Origin of the sequence: Kitasatospora acidiphila (genome assembly GCF_006636205.1) — a bacterium.
In the GTDB taxonomy this organism is placed as follows: Bacteria; Actinomycetota; Actinomycetes; order Streptomycetales; family Streptomycetaceae; genus Kitasatospora; species Kitasatospora acidiphila.
The window spans coordinates 4,484,149-4,500,326 of sequence record NZ_VIGB01000003.1 but is presented as its reverse complement, the minus strand read 5'-3'; the positions used below and the strand labels follow the sequence as shown (position 1 = coordinate 4,500,326).

At 70.0% G+C, this 16,178-nt stretch carries 13 protein-coding genes; 7 read left to right on the top strand and 6 right to left on the bottom strand.

Features of this window, described 5'->3' with window-relative positions; translation table 11 throughout:
- Positions 1-254: 254 nt before the first annotated feature.
- From rsmG to rpmH, 6 genes are all read right to left on the bottom strand, one after another.
- Positions 255-1,025 (bottom strand): 16S rRNA (guanine(527)-N(7))-methyltransferase RsmG, encoded by a 771-nt coding sequence (rsmG, locus tag E6W39_RS21275; protein ID WP_141634873.1) that lies wholly within the window; start codon positions 1,023-1,025, stop codon positions 255-257.
- A gap of 140 nt (positions 1,026-1,165) precedes the next feature.
- Positions 1,166-1,699: a Jag family protein gene (locus E6W39_RS21270; RefSeq protein WP_141634872.1), complete on the bottom strand. Its 534-nt coding sequence runs from the start codon at positions 1,697-1,699 to the stop codon at positions 1,166-1,168.
- 83 nt (positions 1,700-1,782) lie between these two features.
- Positions 1,783-2,985, bottom strand: a complete 1,203-nt coding sequence (gene yidC, locus E6W39_RS21265; RefSeq protein ID WP_141634871.1) for a membrane protein insertase YidC — start codon at positions 2,983-2,985, stop codon at positions 1,783-1,785.
- A gap of 3 nt (positions 2,986-2,988) precedes the next feature.
- A complete protein-coding gene (yidD, locus tag E6W39_RS21260) occupies positions 2,989-3,309 on the bottom strand; it encodes a membrane protein insertion efficiency factor YidD (RefSeq protein WP_101380676.1) in 321 nt (106 codons plus the stop codon).
- Positions 3,306-3,737 (bottom strand): ribonuclease P protein component, encoded by a 432-nt coding sequence (gene rnpA / locus E6W39_RS21255; protein WP_141634870.1) that lies wholly within the window; start codon positions 3,735-3,737, stop codon positions 3,306-3,308. The genes yidD and rnpA overlap by 4 nt, the downstream gene beginning before the upstream one ends.
- 19 nt (positions 3,738-3,756) lie before the next feature.
- Positions 3,757-3,894, bottom strand: a complete 138-nt coding sequence (rpmH, locus tag E6W39_RS21250; protein ID WP_006348049.1) for a 50S ribosomal protein L34 — start codon at positions 3,892-3,894, stop codon at positions 3,757-3,759.
- Positions 3,895-4,269: 375 nt separating this feature from the next.
- Here rpmH and dnaA point away from each other — a divergent pair, with 375 nt between their 5' ends.
- The 7 genes from dnaA (at position 4,270) to gyrA (ending at position 15,952) form a co-directional block, all read left to right on the top strand.
- On the top strand, positions 4,270-6,156 hold the full coding sequence (dnaA, locus tag E6W39_RS21245; protein WP_141634869.1) for a chromosomal replication initiator protein DnaA: 1,887 nt from the start codon (positions 4,270-4,272) through the stop codon (positions 6,154-6,156).
- Positions 6,157-7,076: 920 nt separating this feature from the next.
- Positions 7,077-8,207, top strand: coding sequence for a DNA polymerase III subunit beta (gene dnaN / locus E6W39_RS21240; protein WP_101380673.1), 1,131 nt, complete (start codon positions 7,077-7,079; stop codon positions 8,205-8,207).
- Positions 8,208-8,339: 132 nt separating this feature from the next.
- A complete protein-coding gene (gnd, locus tag E6W39_RS21235) occupies positions 8,340-9,215 on the top strand; it encodes a phosphogluconate dehydrogenase (NAD(+)-dependent, decarboxylating) (RefSeq protein ID WP_141634868.1) in 876 nt (291 codons plus the stop codon).
- A 40-nt stretch (positions 9,216-9,255) separates the two neighbouring features.
- The gene (gene recF / locus E6W39_RS21230; protein WP_141634867.1) at positions 9,256-10,392 is read left to right on the top strand and encodes a DNA replication/repair protein RecF; all 1,137 of its coding nucleotides are present in this window, start codon (positions 9,256-9,258) and stop codon (positions 10,390-10,392) included.
- Positions 10,393-10,466: 74 nt separating this feature from the next.
- Positions 10,467-10,979, top strand: coding sequence for a DUF721 domain-containing protein (locus E6W39_RS21225; RefSeq protein WP_101380670.1), 513 nt, complete (start codon positions 10,467-10,469; stop codon positions 10,977-10,979).
- 261 nt (positions 10,980-11,240) lie between these two features.
- On the top strand, positions 11,241-13,289 hold the full coding sequence (gyrB, locus tag E6W39_RS21220) for a DNA topoisomerase (ATP-hydrolyzing) subunit B (protein WP_141634866.1): 2,049 nt from the start codon (positions 11,241-11,243) through the stop codon (positions 13,287-13,289).
- Between the two features lie 122 nt (positions 13,290-13,411).
- Positions 13,412-15,952 (top strand): DNA gyrase subunit A, encoded by a 2,541-nt coding sequence (gyrA, locus tag E6W39_RS21215; protein ID WP_141637871.1) that lies wholly within the window; start codon positions 13,412-13,414, stop codon positions 15,950-15,952.
- Positions 15,953-16,178 lie beyond the last annotated feature (226 nt).

Below are 16,178 nucleotides of genomic sequence, written 5' to 3'. Positions count from 1 at the left end.
ATCGATCTGATCGATGGTCTCCGACTCCTGCATGGGGGTCAGTGTTTCACGTGAAACCGGAGCGGCGACAGTCGCCGCCCGGCCGCGCCCGAGGATGCCGAAGAGCAGAGAACGACGTTTCACGTGAAACACCATGCCCGCTATGTCGGAATTCTGACGGCACGACACTCCGGGAGCAGCAAGGGCGAGGCACCAGGGGCAGCAAAGAGCCCCCGGCCGCACCTCGGCGACCAGGGGCTTTCTCCGCAGGGCGGTCAGCGCCGGCGGCGACCACCGCCACGCGGCTCGGCCGGCCGACCGCTCGCCCGGCCGGCCCGGGCCGCCTTGGCGCGCCGCGTCGCCGCCTTCACGCCGCCCGGGCTTTCGCCGGCCTTCACCTGGACCACCCGGGTCGAGGCGCCGAGCACCTGCTCCCCGACCGGCAGCACCGCCCACTCCACCGCGCCCAGCTTGACCAGCGCCGCCCGCGAGTCCGCCAGCTCCTGCTCGGCGGTGTCCCCCTTGAGCGCCAGCATCTGACCGTACGGCCGCAGCAGCGGCATGCCCCAGCCGGCCAACCGGTCCAGCGGCGCCACCGCCCGCGCCGTGACGATCTCCACCGAGATCTTGCCGACCATCTCCTCGGCCCGCCCGCGCAGCACCGTGACGTTCTGCAGGCCGAGCTCACGCACCACCTCCTCCAGGAAGGTGGTGCGGCGCAGCAGCGGCTCCAGCAGCGTCACCGACAGGTCCGGCCGGGCCAGCGCCACCGGGATCCCCGGCAGCCCGGCGCCCGACCCCACGTCGCACAGCGACGCCCCGCTCGGCAGCAGCTCGGCCAGCACCGCGCAGTTGAGCACATGCCGGTCCCACAGCCGCGGCACCTCCCGAGGACCGATCAGCCCGCGCTGCACTCCCGACGAAGCCAGCAGCTCCGTGTAGCGCTGCGCCGCCGGAAAGTTCTCACCGAAGATCTCCCGCGCCGCCGGCGGGGCCTCGGGCAGGCCCGGGGCACCGCCCTCGCCCGCCGCACTCTCCGTCGCCATCTCAGTCTCTCCGCTCACTGCCCCTGCCGTTTCACGTGAAACAATCCCACGCCATTCTCCGGACCCCCGCATGCGCTACGTACGAAGACCCCGCCCGCACCGACGTGCGAGCGGGGTCCTTGGCCGGTCGTCCCGAGCGATCAGCTCGCCAGCACCACGACGCAGCGCTGCGGCTCCTCGCCCTCCGACTCGCTGCGCAGCCCGGCTGCCGCCACCGCGTCGTGCACCACCTTGCGCTCGAACGGCGTCATCGGCCGCAGCTTCACCGGCTCGCCGGTCTGCTTGGCCTGCTCCGCCGCCTTCGCACCCAGCTCCGCCAGCTCGGCCCGCTTGCGGGCCCGGAAGCCCGCGATGTCCAGCATCAGTCGGCTGCGCTCACCGGTCTCCCGGTGCACGGCCAACCGGGTCAGCTCCTGGAGCGCCTCCAGCACCTCGCCGTCCTGGCCCACCAGCCGCTGCAGGGTGCGGTCGTTGCCCTCGCTCACAATGGAGACCAGGGCCCGGTCGCCCTCGACGTCCATGTCGATGTCGCCGTCCAGGTCGGCGATGTCCAGCAGGCCTTCGAGGTAGTCGGCCGCGATCTCACCCTCCTGCTCCAGGCGAGCGACCAGGGTGTCCGCGTCGGCCGCGGCGTCCGAGCCGTTGAGGGCAGCGGAGGTGGTGCCTTCCGTCACGGGATGGGCTCCTTAGTGATACGGGCCCGGAGCGGGCCAGGAACGACGTTCGGATGCGAGCGTGGTGGGCCGACCGGTGCGGCTCAGGACTTCTTCTTGGGCCGCTGGCCGCCGCCCTGCTGCGGACCGCGCTTGGCCCCACCGCCCTGCTTGGCGGCCGGGCGCTTGCCGCCGCCGCCCTGCGTCCGGCCGGCGCCCTGGCCGCTGGGAACCGCGTCCTCGACCGGCGCGGCCGACTCCTGGGGCTCCGTGGCCGTCTCCGACTTGGCAGCAGCCGCGTCCGGCTTGGCACCACCGGCGGAACCGGCGGAACCGCTGTGCTGCTGACGCTGCGCCTTGGTCTGCTTGCGCGGCTGCTGGCGGCGCACCTGCACCGACTCCTGCACCAGCGCGGCGGCCTGCTGCGGCGCCGGGGCAGCGGCCTTGCCGCCGAACAGCTTGCTCAGCGGACCGCTGCCCTTGATCACGGTGCCGTCCGGGTTCAGCCGGCCGGCCGCCTTCAGCCGCGCCTGCCGCTCGTCCCAGGCCGTGGAGCCCGGCGTCGGGTTGTTCCGGATGACGACCAGCTGCTGGGCCATCGACCAGACGTTGGTGGTGAGCCAGTAGACCAGCACACCGACCGGGAAGTTGATGCCCATCACGGCGAACATCACCGGGAAGACGTACATCAGCATCTTCTGCTGCTGCATGAACGGCGTCTTGACCGAGAGGTCCACGTTCTTGGTCATCAGCTGGCGCTGGGTGATGAACTGCGACAGCGACATCAGCACGATCATGATCGCGGTGACGATCTTGACGTTGGTCGAGTGGCTGCCAACGAAGGTCGCCGACAGCGGGGCGCCGAAGATGTGCGCCTTCTGCGCGCTCGCCAGCGTCACGCCGCTGATCACACCGATCGGCTTGTTGTGCGCGATCGAGCTCAGCACCCCGTAGAGGGCGGTGAAGAACGGCATCTGCACCAGGATCGGAAGGCAGCTCGAGAAGGGGTTGGTACCCGCCTCCTTGTAGAGCTTCATCATTTCTTCCGACTGGCGCTGCCGGTCGTTCTTGTAGCGCTCCTGGATGGCCTTCATCTTCGGCTGGATCGCCTGCATGGCCCGGGTCGACTTGATCTGCTTCACGAAGAGCGGGATCAGGCAGATCCGGATCACGACCACCATCGAGGCGATCGCCAGCCCCCAGGCCCAACCGCTGTCGGCCGGGAAGACGTGGCTGTACAGCGAGTGGAACTGGACGATGATCCAGGAGACCGCTGTGTAGAGAGGGTTCAGGAAGGACCAGGTCACCGGTCAGACTCCTTGAGCATTGGGCTTGGTCGTCGGCTCCGGGAGCGCGGCGCTACCGGTCGTCCTGGGGTGCACCAGGTTTCGCAATCGCTGGTGCCAGACGGGACGCTTGCGCGGCGGTACGTGGTCCACTCCACCCGGGGACCATGGGTTGCAGCGCAGAATGCGCCATGCGGTGAGCACACTGCCCTTCACCGCCCCGTGCACCCGCACGGCCTCATAGCCGTAGTGCGAGCACGAGGGGTAGTAGCGGCAGACCTGACCGAGCAGCGGACTGATCGTCCACTGATAGACCCTGATCAGCCCCATCAGCAGGTACTTCATCGCCCTGATCCTGTCGGCCCTGATCCGGTCGCTGTGGCCGGATCCGTCCGGAGCAACCGCTTGAGAGCGGCATCCAGGTCGTGTGCTAGATCCGTGTAGGACGCTGACCCCGCCGGAGGCAACGCCCGTACCACTATCAGGCTACCTGCGGGCAGAGCGCCCAGACGGTCCCGTACCAGGTGACGTAGACGACGCTTCACCAGGTTCCGCACGACCGCGGGACCGACCGCCTTGCTCACGACGAAACCCGCACGCACCGAGGGAGGTCCCTCGGCGGCGTGCGGGTGGGAGTCGCTGTACCCGTCCCCCGCCGGTCCGTCCTCTCGTCTGAGATGGACCACCAGCAGGGGCCGACCGGCCCGGCGGCCGCGTTTCACCGCGGTCGAGAAGTCCTGGCGCCGCCGCAGCCGATTCTCGGAGGGCAGCACTGAAGACTCTTGGCGCGGATCAGGCGGAGAGGCTGGCGCGGCCCTTGGAACGGCGGGACGCCAGGATGGCGCGGCCGGCGCGGGTACGCATCCGCAGCCGGAAGCCGTGGGTCTTGGCGCGACGACGGTTGTTCGGCTGGAAGGTGCGCTTGCTCACTCGGGGGCTCCTGGGGTGAATCGTAGGGTGACGAGTTGCGGCATGGCCGTCACCGTGCGTCCGCGCGATCTCCCCTCACTTCTGGGAAATCCGGCCCGAATCCCCAGGTCCGCTGGGTTTCGGACAATCCACGGCGCCCGTGCTGCGCGCCTTCTGGAAGCGGGGTGGACCCGCGGGCATGCGGCAGCGGCCATCGACAACTCGACCTCGTTACGGTACGCGGCGGGACGCCCGAGGGTCAAACCGGCCACTCGTCCCGCGCTCACCCACAGCCTGTGGACAACAACTTGAATCAGCTCTGTCCGCTGACTACCGTTGCAGGACTTGTCTGGTTTTGTTCATCCCCCCGATGGGGGAACGAGAAAGCGTGCACCAGTGGCTGATGTCAACAGCGACCTCGTCCCCGCCTGGGCGGAGGTCGTCGAGCGGCTGGTCAACGACACCTCGGTGGGCGACAAGGACAAGGTCTGGGTGCAGCGCACCCAGCCGATGTGGATGATGCACGACACCGCCCTGCTGGCCGCCCCCAACGAGTGGGCGAAGCAGGTGCTCGAGGGCCGGCTGCTGCCGCAGCTGACCGAGGAGCTCAGCCGGCTGTTCGGCCGCCCGGTGCGGATCGCCGTGATGGTCGACGCCAACGCCGCGCCGCCCACACCGGCCCCCGCACCCGCGCCGCCGCGCCCGGCCGAGCCCGAGCCGGGCTACCGCGAGCCGCAGCCCTACCAGGACTACTCCTACGAGGAGCGCCGCACTCCCGGCTACCCCCAGCAGCAGCCCTACGGCGACTACCCGCCGTACCAGGAGCAGCCCTACGGCGGACCGGCCTACCAGCAGCCCCCCGGCTACCAGGAGCAGCAGCCGTACCAGTACCGCGACTGGGAGGCCGAGAACGCCCATGGCGCCACCGGCGCCCAGCCCGGCGGGCCGGCCCAGGGCGACCTGTTCGGCGGTGCCTACGACTCCACCGAGCACCAGGGCCGCGGCGGCCGCGGCTCTGGCCGCGGGCTGCCGCCGATCCGCCGCGACCTGCCGCCGGCCGCGCTGCGCCAGCCGCCCGGCCGGCCCGGCGAGGAGCCGACCGCAGCCGGCGGCACCGAGCGCCCCGAGCCGGAGCGGCCCGAGCCCGCCGACCGACCGGGCCCCGCCGGCCTGCCCGAGCGGGTCGGCGACCGCGGCGTCCCCGCGCCGCCCGGTGGTTCCTCCGGCGAGCTCGGGCGCAAGGACGAGCCGGCCGCACGGCTGAACCCCAAGTACCTCTTCGACACCTTCGTGATCGGCGCCAGCAACCGGTTCGCGCACGCGGCCGCGGTGGCGGTCGCCGAGGCCCCGGCCAAGGCCTACAACCCGCTGTTCATCTACGGCGAGTCCGGCCTCGGCAAGACCCATCTGCTGCACGCGATCGGGCACTACTCACGCAGCCTCTTCCCCGGCACCCGGGTGCGGTACGTGAGCTCGGAGGAGTTCACCAACGAGTTCATCAACTCCATCCGGGACGGCAAGGCGGACGCGTTCCGCAAGCGCTACCGGGACATGGACATCCTGCTGGTCGACGACATCCAGTTCCTCGCGCAGAAGGAGTCGACCCAGGAGGAGTTCTTCCACACCTTCAACACGCTCCACAACGCCAACAAGCAGATCGTGCTCTCCTCGGACCGGCCGCCCAAGCTGCTGACCACCCTGGAGGACCGGCTGCGCAACCGCTTCGAGTGGGGCCTGATCACCGATGTGACCCCGCCGGAGCTGGAGACCCGGATCGCGATCCTTCGCAAGAAGGCGATCCAGGAGCGGCTCAACGCCCCAGCGGACGTGCTGGAGTTCATCGCCTCCCGGATCACCCGCAACATCCGCGAGTTGGAGGGCGCGCTGATCCGGGTGACCGCGTTCGCCAACCTGAACCGCTCGCCGGTCGACCTGGAGCTGGCCGGGATCGTCCTCAAGGACCTGATCCCGGGTGGCGACGAGGACGCCGGGCCGGAGATCACCGCCCAGGTGATCATGCAGCAGACGGCGGCCTACTTCGGGCTCACCGTGGAGGACCTGTGCGGTTCCTCGCGCAGCCGGGTGCTGGCGACGGCCCGTCAGATCGCCATGTACCTCTGCCGGGAGCTCACCGACCTGTCGCTGCCGAAGATCGGCGCGCAGTTCGGCGGCCGCGACCACACCACCGTGATGCACGCGGACCGCAAGATCCGCTCGCTGATGGCCGAGCGCCGCTCGCTCTACAACCAGGTCACCGAACTCACCAACCGCATCAAGAGTTAGCGACCCCGCCACCCGGTCTCCAGGGCCGGTGGACAGCCGTTCTCGGCCGTCCACCGGCCCTTTTCGGCGTCCGCCGGCGCCCCTTTCGATTCTCGCGAAAAGCCGGGTGTAGCCGCCCGCAGCCTGGGGAAGGGATCAAGTTGACGCTCCACCAAGCTCCGGGCCGCTTCGCACAACTGAGCATCAATTCGAACAGTGCCGACCCGTCGAGCCGTTCTCCACAGGAGCCGGGGTTTTCCCCGGTCCACAGGGTGGGGAACCCGGAGTTATCCAGAATTCCTCCACAGGGCGCCCGCCGCTACGCTCGTCGCCGCAGGTCAACTGCCTGTGGACTTGTGCACAACAGTTATCCACAGCCTGTGGACAGTTGGCGGCTCGTCAGAGCGCCGGAAAGTTGTCCACCGTCAATCCACAGGCCCAGGGCGGTTATCCCCAGCTTCTCCACAGCGATGTCCACTGTTCGACAGCCGTCGGGCCCGGTTCATCGGCCGGTGTGAAAGCCGTCACGCGATGTTGACCCGACGGCCGTGGATAACCCGGGCCGAACCTGGGGAAGGAGCTGGGGAAAAGCTGTGGATACTCAGCGTGCCCTGTGAGTAACGCTCCGCCGTCCACAGCGGCGCCCGGTTATCCACCGGCGCCCTCCACAGCCACTGTGGACAAAAAAGCGGTGCTGACCTGCGGAAACGGGGTTATCCACGGTATCCACAGGCCCTACTACTACGGCTACACCTAGAGAGCCCCGGAATCGCGAAACAGCGGGGTGGGCCGAAATCTGTGGACAAGCCGTCCGGACGGGTGTTCGCCCGACTTGCGCCGGTCGGCATCGACTGTCCGCCGAGTACGTCAGACTGTCTTCGGCAACAACAGAGCAAGACCAAGATCAGCAAGCGACAGCAGGATCCAGGAGGCGGTTACCGGTGAAGTTCCGGGTGGAGCGTGACGTCCTCGCGGAGGCAGTGGCCTGGGCGGCCCGCAGCCTCCCGGCACGGCCGCCGGTGCCGGTGCTGGCCGGCCTGCTGCTGACCGCGCAGGACGGCACCCTGGCACTGTCGGGCTTCGACTACGAGGTCTCGGCCCGGGTCGAGCTGGAAGCCGACGTCGAGGAGTCCGGCACCGTGCTGGTCTCCGGCCGGCTGCTCAACGACATCTCCCGCAACCTGCCCAACCGGCCGGTGGAGATCTCCACCGACGGCATGCGGGTCAGCGTGGTCTGCGGCAGCTCGCGCTTCACCCTGCCGACCCTGCCGGTCGACGAGTACCCGGCGCTGCCCCAGATGCCCACCGCGACCGGCACGGTCTCCGGCGACGTGTTCGCCACCGCCGTCAGCCAGGCCGCCGTCGCCGCCGGCCGGGACGACACCCTGCCGGTGCTCACCGGTGTCCGGGTCGAGATCGAGGGCGACAAGATCACCCTGGCTGCCACCGACCGCTACCGGTTCGCCGTCCGCGAGCTGCTGTGGAAGCCCGAGCAGCCGGACATCTCCGCGGTCGCCCTGGTGCCGGCCCGCACTCTGCAGGACATCGCCAAGTCGCTGGGCAGCGGCGACAGCGTCTCGATCGCGCTCTCCTCGGGCGGCGCCGGCGAGGGCCTGATCGGCTTCGAGGGCGCCGGCCGCCGGACCACCACCCGGCTGCTGGAGGGCGAGTTCCCCAAGTTCCGCAGCCTCTTCCCGACCGAGTTCAACGCGATCGCCGCGGTGCAGACCCAGCCGTTCCTGGAGGCGCTCAAGCGCGTCTCGCTGGTCGCCGAGCGCAACACCCCGGTGCGCCTCAACTTCGAGCAGGGCGTGCTGACCCTGGAGGCCGGCTCCGGCGACGACGCCCAGGCCACCGAGCGGATCGAGGCGGACCTGGAGGGCGACGACATCTCGATCGCCTTCAACCCGGGCTACCTGGAGGAGGGCCTCAAGGCGGTCGACGCGGCCTACGCCCAGCTCTCCTTCACCACCTCCACCAAGCCGGCCCTGCTCTCCGGCAAGCCCGCCGTGGACGCGGAGGCCGACGAGGCCTACCAGTACCTGATCATGCCGGTCCGGCTGTCCGGCTGATCCCTCCGTCCGATGTGACGAAGCGCCGGTGTCCACAATCGGCCCGAACTCCTGTGGACACCGGCGCGGCGTAGGCTCTGAGGCGCGGCAACGGCGCCGCCGGATTGCACGAACTTCAGGTAAGGACAAGTCATGGAGCTCGGCCTCATCGGTCTCGGCAAGATGGGCGGCAACATGCGCGAGCGCATCCGCCGCGCCGGCCACACCGTCATCGGCTACGACCGCAACCCCGACCTCGCCGACGTCGCCAGCCTCCCGGAGCTGGTCACCAAGCTCCAGGGCCCGCGTGTGGTCTGGGTGATGGTGCCGGCCGGCGCGCCGACCCAGCAGACCATCGAGGAGCTTTCGGAGCTGCTCTCGCCGGGCGACATCGTGGTGGACGGCGGCAACTCGCGCTGGACCGATGACGAGAAGCACGCCGCGCTGCTGGCCGAGAAGGGCATCGGCTTCGTCGACTGCGGCGTCTCCGGCGGCGTTTGGGGCCTGCAGAACGGCTACGCGCTGATGTACGGCGGCGAGGCCGAGCACATCGCTCGGGTCCAGCCGATCTTCGACGCGCTCAAGCCCGAGGGCGAGTACGGTGCGGTGCACGCCGGCAAGGCGGGCGCCGGCCACTTCGCCAAGATGGTCCACAACGGCATCGAGTACGCCATGATGCAGGCCTACGCCGAGGGCTGGGAGCTGCTGGAGGCCGTGGACAGCGTGACCGACGTCCGGGAGATCTTCCGCTCCTGGAAGGAGGGCACGGTGATCCGCTCCTGGCTGCTCGACCTGGCGGTCGACGCCCTGGACAAGGACGAGCACCTGGACAAGCTGCGCGGCTACGCGGCCGACTCCGGCGAGGGCCGCTGGACGGTGGAGGCCGCGATCGACCACGCCGTGCCGCTGCCGGCGATCACCGCCTCGCTGTTCGCCCGGTTCGCCTCCCGCCAGGACGACTCCCCGCAGATGAAGATGATCGCCGCGCTGCGCAACGAGTTCGGCGGCCACGCGGTCGAGAGCAAGTAATCCACAGGCTGTAGACAGAAGGCGGGCGCAGTACCTCCCCATGCATGTCGCGCATCTGTCGCTCGCCGATTTCCGCTCCTACGCCCGGGCCGAGGTGCCCCTCGACCCGGGCGTGACCGCGTTCGTGGGGCCCAACGGCCAGGGCAAGACCAACCTGGTGGAGGCGATCGGCTACCTGGCGACGCTGGGCAGCCACCGAGTGGCGACCGACGCCCCGCTGGTCCGCCAGGGCGCCGAGCGGGCGGTGGTGCGCGGCTCGGTCGAGGACCGCGGCCGGACCACCCTGATCGAACTGGAGATCACCCCGGGCAAGGCCAACCGGGCCCGGATCAACCGCTCCGACAACGTCCGCCCGCGCGATGTGCTGGGCCTGCTGCGCACCGTGCTGTTCGCCCCCGAGGACCTGGCGCTGGTCAAGGGCGACCCGGGGGAGCGGCGGCGGTTCCTGGACGAGCTGCTGACCGCCCGGGCGCCCCGGCTGGCCGGCGTGCGGTCCGACTACGAGCGGGTGCTCAAGCAGCGCAACGCGCTGCTGAAGACCGCCGCGATGGCCCGCCGGGCCGGCGGCGGCAAGGGCGCCGACCTGTCCACCCTGGAGGTCTGGGACGGCCATCTGGCCCGCGCCGGGGCCGAGCTGACGGCCTTTCGGCTGCAGCTGGTGGCCGCCCTGCAGCCGCTGGTGGCGCAGGCCTACGACCGGCTGGCGCCGGGCGGCGGGCCGACCGCGCTGGAGTACCGGGCCTCGGCCTTCGAGGGCGCCCTGCCGGGCAGCCGCGAGGAGGCGGAGCAGCGGCTGCTGGAGGCGCTGCGGGCGGCGCGCAAGCAGGAGACCGAGCGCGGGCTGACCCTGGTCGGGCCGCACCGGGACGAGCTGGGCCTGCTGCTCGGCACCCTGCCGGCCAAGGGCTACGCCAGCCACGGCGAGTCCTGGTCGTTCGCGCTGGCGCTGCGGCTGGCCTCCTACGAGCTGCTGCGGGCCGACGGCGGCGAGCCGGTGCTGATCCTGGACGACGTCTTCGCCGAGCTGGACGCCAGACGACGCGACCAGCTGGCCGAGCTGGTGGCCGGCGGCGAGCAGGTGCTGGTCACCGCGGCGGTGCCGGAGGACGTGCCCAAGGCGCTGGCCGGCGCGCGGTACGCGGTGTCGGGCGGCGAGGTCAGCCGGATCCACCCCTGACGGATCCACCGGCGAGGGGCGCGAAGCCGTACCCTGGTCTGTCCACAGCCTGGGGAAGAAGGAGCGCACCGCCGATGAGCGACGAACCAGAGCTCTCCGGTGTCGACCTGGCCCGGGTCGCGTTGCGGGCGGCCAAGGAGCAGGCCAGGCAGCGCGGCGAGCAGGTGCGCGAGAAGCGCGAGGCGAAGCGGCACGGGCTGCGCAGCGGGGCCCGGGCGGACGGCCGCGACCCGGTGCCGCTGGGGGCCGCGCTCAATCGTTTGATCACGGAGCGTGGCTGGGAGGCGCCGGCCGCGGTGGCCGGGGTGATGGGCCGCTGGCCGCAGATCGTCGGCCCGGACATCGCCGCGCACTGCGCCCCCGAGCACTTCGACGAGGCCGACGCGGTGCTGACGGTGCGTTGTGACTCCACCGCGTGGGCCACTCAGTTGCGTTTGCTGGCACGGCAGTTGGTGGCGCGGCTGAACCACGAGCTGGGGCACGGCACGGTCCGGGTGATCCGGGTGCTGGGTCCGTCGGTGCCGCAGCGGCGGTACGGCCGGCTGCGCGCGCCGGGCAGCACCGGTCCGCGCGACACCTGGGGCTGAGTCGTCCGGCGCGGTGCCGCGGAGGCGGATCTTGACGGAGCGCACACTTCCGGAACCGCTGGCGGCCCGTGTGAAGCCGCTCAGCCCCCGGGCGAGTATCGGGACATGTGCGGAGGGGATTCGGGGCGCCAAATCCGCCTTCAAGGCCTGCCAAACGCCCATCTATGTCAGTCGTACCGGTAGACTGAAGCCCAAACACTGCATCTTGCGGTAACTGAGTCGAAACGCCGTGGTCGCACGCCCGCCCGAACCGGGTCGGGGATGCGGCCCGCGCTGTGCCAGAGAGGGCGCTTCGTGGCCGATTCCGGCGAGTCCAGCCAGTCCCCCGTCCCCACCGACCCGGCGACCACCCCTGCCGAAAAGGGGTCGTCGTACGACGCCAGCGCGATCCAGGTGCTGGAGGGCCTCGACGCGGTCCGCAAGCGGCCCGGTATGTACATCGGTTCGACCGGTGAGCGCGGCCTCCACCACCTGGTCCAGGAGGTCGTGGACAACGCCGTCGACGAGGCCATGGCCGGCCACGCCGACACCATCGACGTGACCATCCTGGCCGACGGCGGCATCCGGGTCGTCGACAACGGCCGCGGCATCCCGGTCGGCATCGTGCCCGGCCAGGACAAGCCGGCCGTCGAGGTGGTGCTCACCGTGCTGCACGCCGGCGGCAAGTTCGGCGGCGGCGGCTACGCCGTCTCCGGCGGTCTGCACGGCGTCGGCGTCTCGGTGGTCAACGCGCTCTCCACCCGCCTCGCGGTGGAGATCCACACCGACGGCCACCGGTGGACCCAGGACTACAAGATGGGCGCCCCGACCGCGGCGCTGGTCAAGCACGAGGCCACCGACCGGACCGGCACCAGCGTCACCTTCTGGGCCGACGGCGACATCTTCGAGACCACCGTCTACTCCTTCGAGACGCTGTCGCGCCGGTTCAAGGAGATGGCCTTCCTCAACAAGGGCCTGACCATCCGGCTGACCGACGAGCGCCCGGAGCACATCGACGACGAGGGCAACCCGGTCGCGGTGACCTACCACTACGAGGGCGGCATCGCCGACTTCGTGAAGGACCTCAACTCCCGCAAGGGCGACGTCGTGCACCCCTCGGTGATCGACTTCGAGGCGGAGGACAAGGACAAGACGATCTCGGTCGAGGTCGCCATGCAGTGGAACGCCTCCTACACCGAGGGCGTCTACTCCTTCGTCAACACCATCCACACGCACGGCGGCGGTACCCACGAGGAGGGCTTCCGGGCGGCGCTGACCGGCCTGGTCAACCGCTACGCGCGGGAGAAGAAGCTGCTCCGCGAGAAGGACGAGAACCTCTCCGGCGAGGACATCCGCGAGGGCCTGACCGCGGTCATCTCGGTCAAGCTCGGCGAGCCGCAGTTCGAGGGCCAGACCAAGGACAAGCTGGGCAACACCGAGGCGAAGACCTTCGTCCAGCGGGTGGTGCACGAGCAGCTCAACGACTGGCTGGACCGCAACCCGAACGAGGCCGCGGACATCATCCGCAAGTCGATCACCGCGGCCACGGCCCGGATGGCGGCCCGCAAGGCGCGCGACCTGACCCGCCGCAAGGGCCTGCTGGAGAGCGCCTCGCTGCCCGGCAAGCTGAGCGACTGCCAGTCCAAGGACCCGGCCGAGTGCGAGATCTTCATCGTCGAGGGTGACTCGGCCGGCGGCTCGGCCAAGCAGGGCCGCGACCCGCGGGTGCAGGCCATCCTGCCGATCCGCGGCAAGATCCTGAACGTCGAGAAGGCCCGGATCGACAAGGTGCTGCAGAACACCGAGGTCCAGGCGCTGATCTCGGCCTTCGGCTGCGGCATCCAGGAGGACTACGACGAGTCCAAGCTGCGCTATCACAAGATCGTCCTGATGGCCGACGCCGACGTCGACGGACAGCACATCCGGACCCTGCTGCTGACCCTGCTGTTCCGCTTCATGCGGCCGCTGGTCGAGGCCGGCTACGTCTACCTGGCGATGCCGCCGCTGTACAAGATCAAGTGGGGCAAGGACGACTTCGAGTACGTCTACTCCGACCGCGAGCGCGACGCCGTGATCGAGGCGGGCGTGGCGGCCGGCCGCCGGCTCCCCAAGGACGACGCGATCCAGCGCTTCAAGGGTCTGGGCGAGATGAACGCCGAGGAGCTGCGGGTCACCACCATGGACGCCGCGCACCGCCTGCTGATGCAGGTCACCCTGGAGGACGCGGCCCGCGCCGACGACCTCTTCTCGGTCCTGATGGGTGAGGACGTCGAGGCCCGCCGCTCGTTCATCCAGCGCAACGCCAAGGACGTCCGCTTCCTGGACGTGTGACGAGCAGTCTGCTCCGCACACCCCAGTCACGCGTGAAAGGAAACTGACCACCAGTGGTCGACGACAACCGTCCCGACGGCGAGCAGCCGCAGACCGGCTCCACCGACACCTTCGTCAGCCGGATCGAGCCGATCGAGCTCGAGACCGAGATGCAGCGCTCCTACCTCGACTACGCGATGAGCGTGATCGTCTCCCGTGCGCTGCCCGAGGTCCGCGACGGCCTCAAGCCGGTGCACCGCCGGGTGCTGTACGCGATGTACGACGGCGGCTACCGGCCCGAGAAGGGCTACTACAAGTGCGCCCGCGTGGTCGGCGACGTGATGGGCAACTACCACCCGCACGGCGACACCTCCATCTACGACACCGTGGTGCGCCTGGCGCAGCCGTGGTCGCTGCGGATGCCGCTGGTGGACGGCAACGGCAACTTCGGCTCGCCGGGCAACGACCCGGCCGCGGCGATGCGCTACACCGAGTGCAAGATGGCGCCGCTGTCGATGGAGATGATGCGCGACATCGACGAGGAGACCGTCGACTTCGCCGCCAACTACGACGGCCGCTCGCAGGAGCCGACCGTCCTGCCCTCGCGCTTCCCCAACCTGCTGGTCAACGGTGCCACCGGCATCGCGGTCGGCATGGCCACCAACATCCCGCCGCACAACCTGCGCGAGGTCGCCTCCGGTGCGCTCTGGGCGCTGGAGCACCCCGAGGCCTCCAACGAGGAGCTGCTCGAGGCGCTGATCGAGCGGATCAAGGCGCCGGACTTCCCGACCGGTGCGCTGATCGTCGGCCGCCGCGGGATCGAGGAGGCGTACCGCACCGGACGCGGCTCGATCACCATGCGTGCCGTGGTCGAGGTCGAGGAGATCCAGGGCCGCCAGTGCCTGGTGATCACCGAGCTGCCGTTCCAGGTGAACCCGGACAACCTGGCGCTGAAGATCGCCGACCTGGTGAAGGACGGCCGGATCGCCGGCATCGCGGACGTCCGCGACGAGTCCTCCTCGCGGACCGGCCAGCGCCTGGTGATCGTGCTCAAGCGCGACGCGGTCGCCAAGGTCGTGCTGAACAACCTCTACAAGCACACCGACCTGCAGACCAACTTCGGCGCCAACATGCTGGCCCTGGTCGACGGGGTGCCGCGCACCCTCTCGCTGGACGCCTTCATCCGGCACTGGGTCAACCACCAGGTCGACGTGATCGTCCGGCGCACCCGGTTCCGGCTGCGCAAGGCCGAGGAGCGGGCGCACATCCTGCGCGCGCTGCTCAAGGCGCTGGACATGATCGACGAGGTCATCGCGCTGATCCGCGCCTCGGAGTCGGCGGACGCCGCCCGCAGCGGCCTGATGAACCTGCTCACCATCGACGAGCTGCAGGCCAACGCGATCCTGGAGATGCAGCTGCGCCGCCTGGCCGCCCTGGAGCGGCAGCGGATCACCGACGAGCACGACGAGCTGCAGCGCAAGATCGACGAGTACAACGCGATCCTGGCCTCCCCCGCCCGGCAGCGGGAGATCATCTCCGATGAGCTGACCGCGATCGTCGAGAAGTACGGCGACGAGCGGCGCTCCACCCTGATCCCCTCGGACGGCGACCTGTCGATCGAGGACCTGATCGCGGAGGAGGACATCGTCGTCACGATCACCCGTGGCGGCTACGTCAAGCGGACCCGCTCCGACCTGTACCGCTCGCAGAAGCGCGGCGGCAAGGGCGTGCGCGGTGCCCAGCTGAAGCAGGACGACATCGTGGACCACTTCTTCGTGACCACGACCCACAACTGGATCCTGTTCTTCACCAACAAGGGCCGGGTCTACCGGGCCAAGGGCTACGAGCTGCCGGACGCCGGCCGGGACGCCCGCGGCCAGCACGTGGCCAACCTGCTGGCCTTCCAGCCGGAGGAGCACATCACCCAGGTGATGGCGATCCGCACCTACGAGGACAAGCCCTACCTGGTGCTGGCCACCCGCGAGGGCCTGGTCAAGAAGTCCGCGCTGAAGGACTACGACTCGCCGCGCTCCGGCGGTCTGATCGCGATCAACCTGCGCACCGACGAGAACGGCCGGGACGACGAGCTGATCGGCGCCGAGCTGGTCTCCGCCGAGGACGACCTGCTGCTGGTCTCCAAGAAGGCCCAGTCGATCCGGTTCACCGCCACCGACGAGGCGCTGCGCCCGATGAGCCGGGCCACCTCCGGCGTCAAGGGCATGGCGTTCCGCGAGGACGACGAGCTGCTGTCGATGAACGTGGTCCGCCCCGGCACCTTCGTTTTCACCGCGACCGACGGCGGCTACGCCAAGCGGACCTCGGTGGACGAGTACCGGATCCAGGGCCGCGGCGGCTTCGGCACCAAGGCGGCGAAGATCGTCGAGGGCCGCGGCTCGCTGGTCGGCGCGCTGGTGGTCGAGGAGACCGACGAGATCATGGCGATCACCCTCTCCGGCGGTGTGATCCGGACCAGGGTTTCGGGCGTTCGTGAAACCGGACGTGACACCATGGGCGTCCAACTGATCAACCTCGGAAAGCGCGACGCGGTGGTGGGCATGGCCCGCAACGCGGAGGCCGAGGACGACGAGGTCGCCGACGGTACGGCCGAGCCGATCGACGGCGCGGACACCGACAGTGTGGCGGACGCCGCAGCCGCCTCGTCCGAGGCGGCTGACCAGGCCTGACGGTGGTGGGGCAGCCGGTACCCCCGCCGTTCGACGGGGGTACCGGCTGCCCCGGTTTCGGGCTTCTCAGCTTGATGCCGCACAGTGGAGTGTCGACCGGGACGTGGCCGCGTCCCGGGCAGGAACTGCGGGAGGAACCAGAGTGAGTGGGACCACGGGTGCTGCGGGAGGTGCCGTGCCGGGCGGTGCGCCGTACGGAGGTGTTCCGCAGCCGTCGGCCGAGCAA

Bases quoted from the DNA above. Each gene is read 5' to 3' on its own strand.
- rsmG (WP_141634873.1), bottom strand. From the start codon at position 1,025: ATGGCGACGGAGAGTGCGGCGGGCGAGGGCGGTGCCCCGGGCCTGCCC.
- yidD (WP_101380676.1), bottom strand. From the start codon at position 3,309: ATGAAGTACCTGCTGATGGGGCTGATCAGGGTCTATCAGTGGACGATC.
- gnd (WP_141634868.1), top strand. From the start codon at position 8,340: ATGGAGCTCGGCCTCATCGGTCTCGGCAAGATGGGCGGCAACATGCGC.
- recF (WP_141634867.1), top strand. From the start codon at position 9,256: ATGCATGTCGCGCATCTGTCGCTCGCCGATTTCCGCTCCTACGCCCGG.
- E6W39_RS21225 (WP_101380670.1), top strand. From the start codon at position 10,467: ATGAGCGACGAACCAGAGCTCTCCGGTGTCGACCTGGCCCGGGTCGCG.
- gyrB (WP_141634866.1), top strand. From the start codon at position 11,241: ATGCGGCCCGCGCTGTGCCAGAGAGGGCGCTTCGTGGCCGATTCCGGC.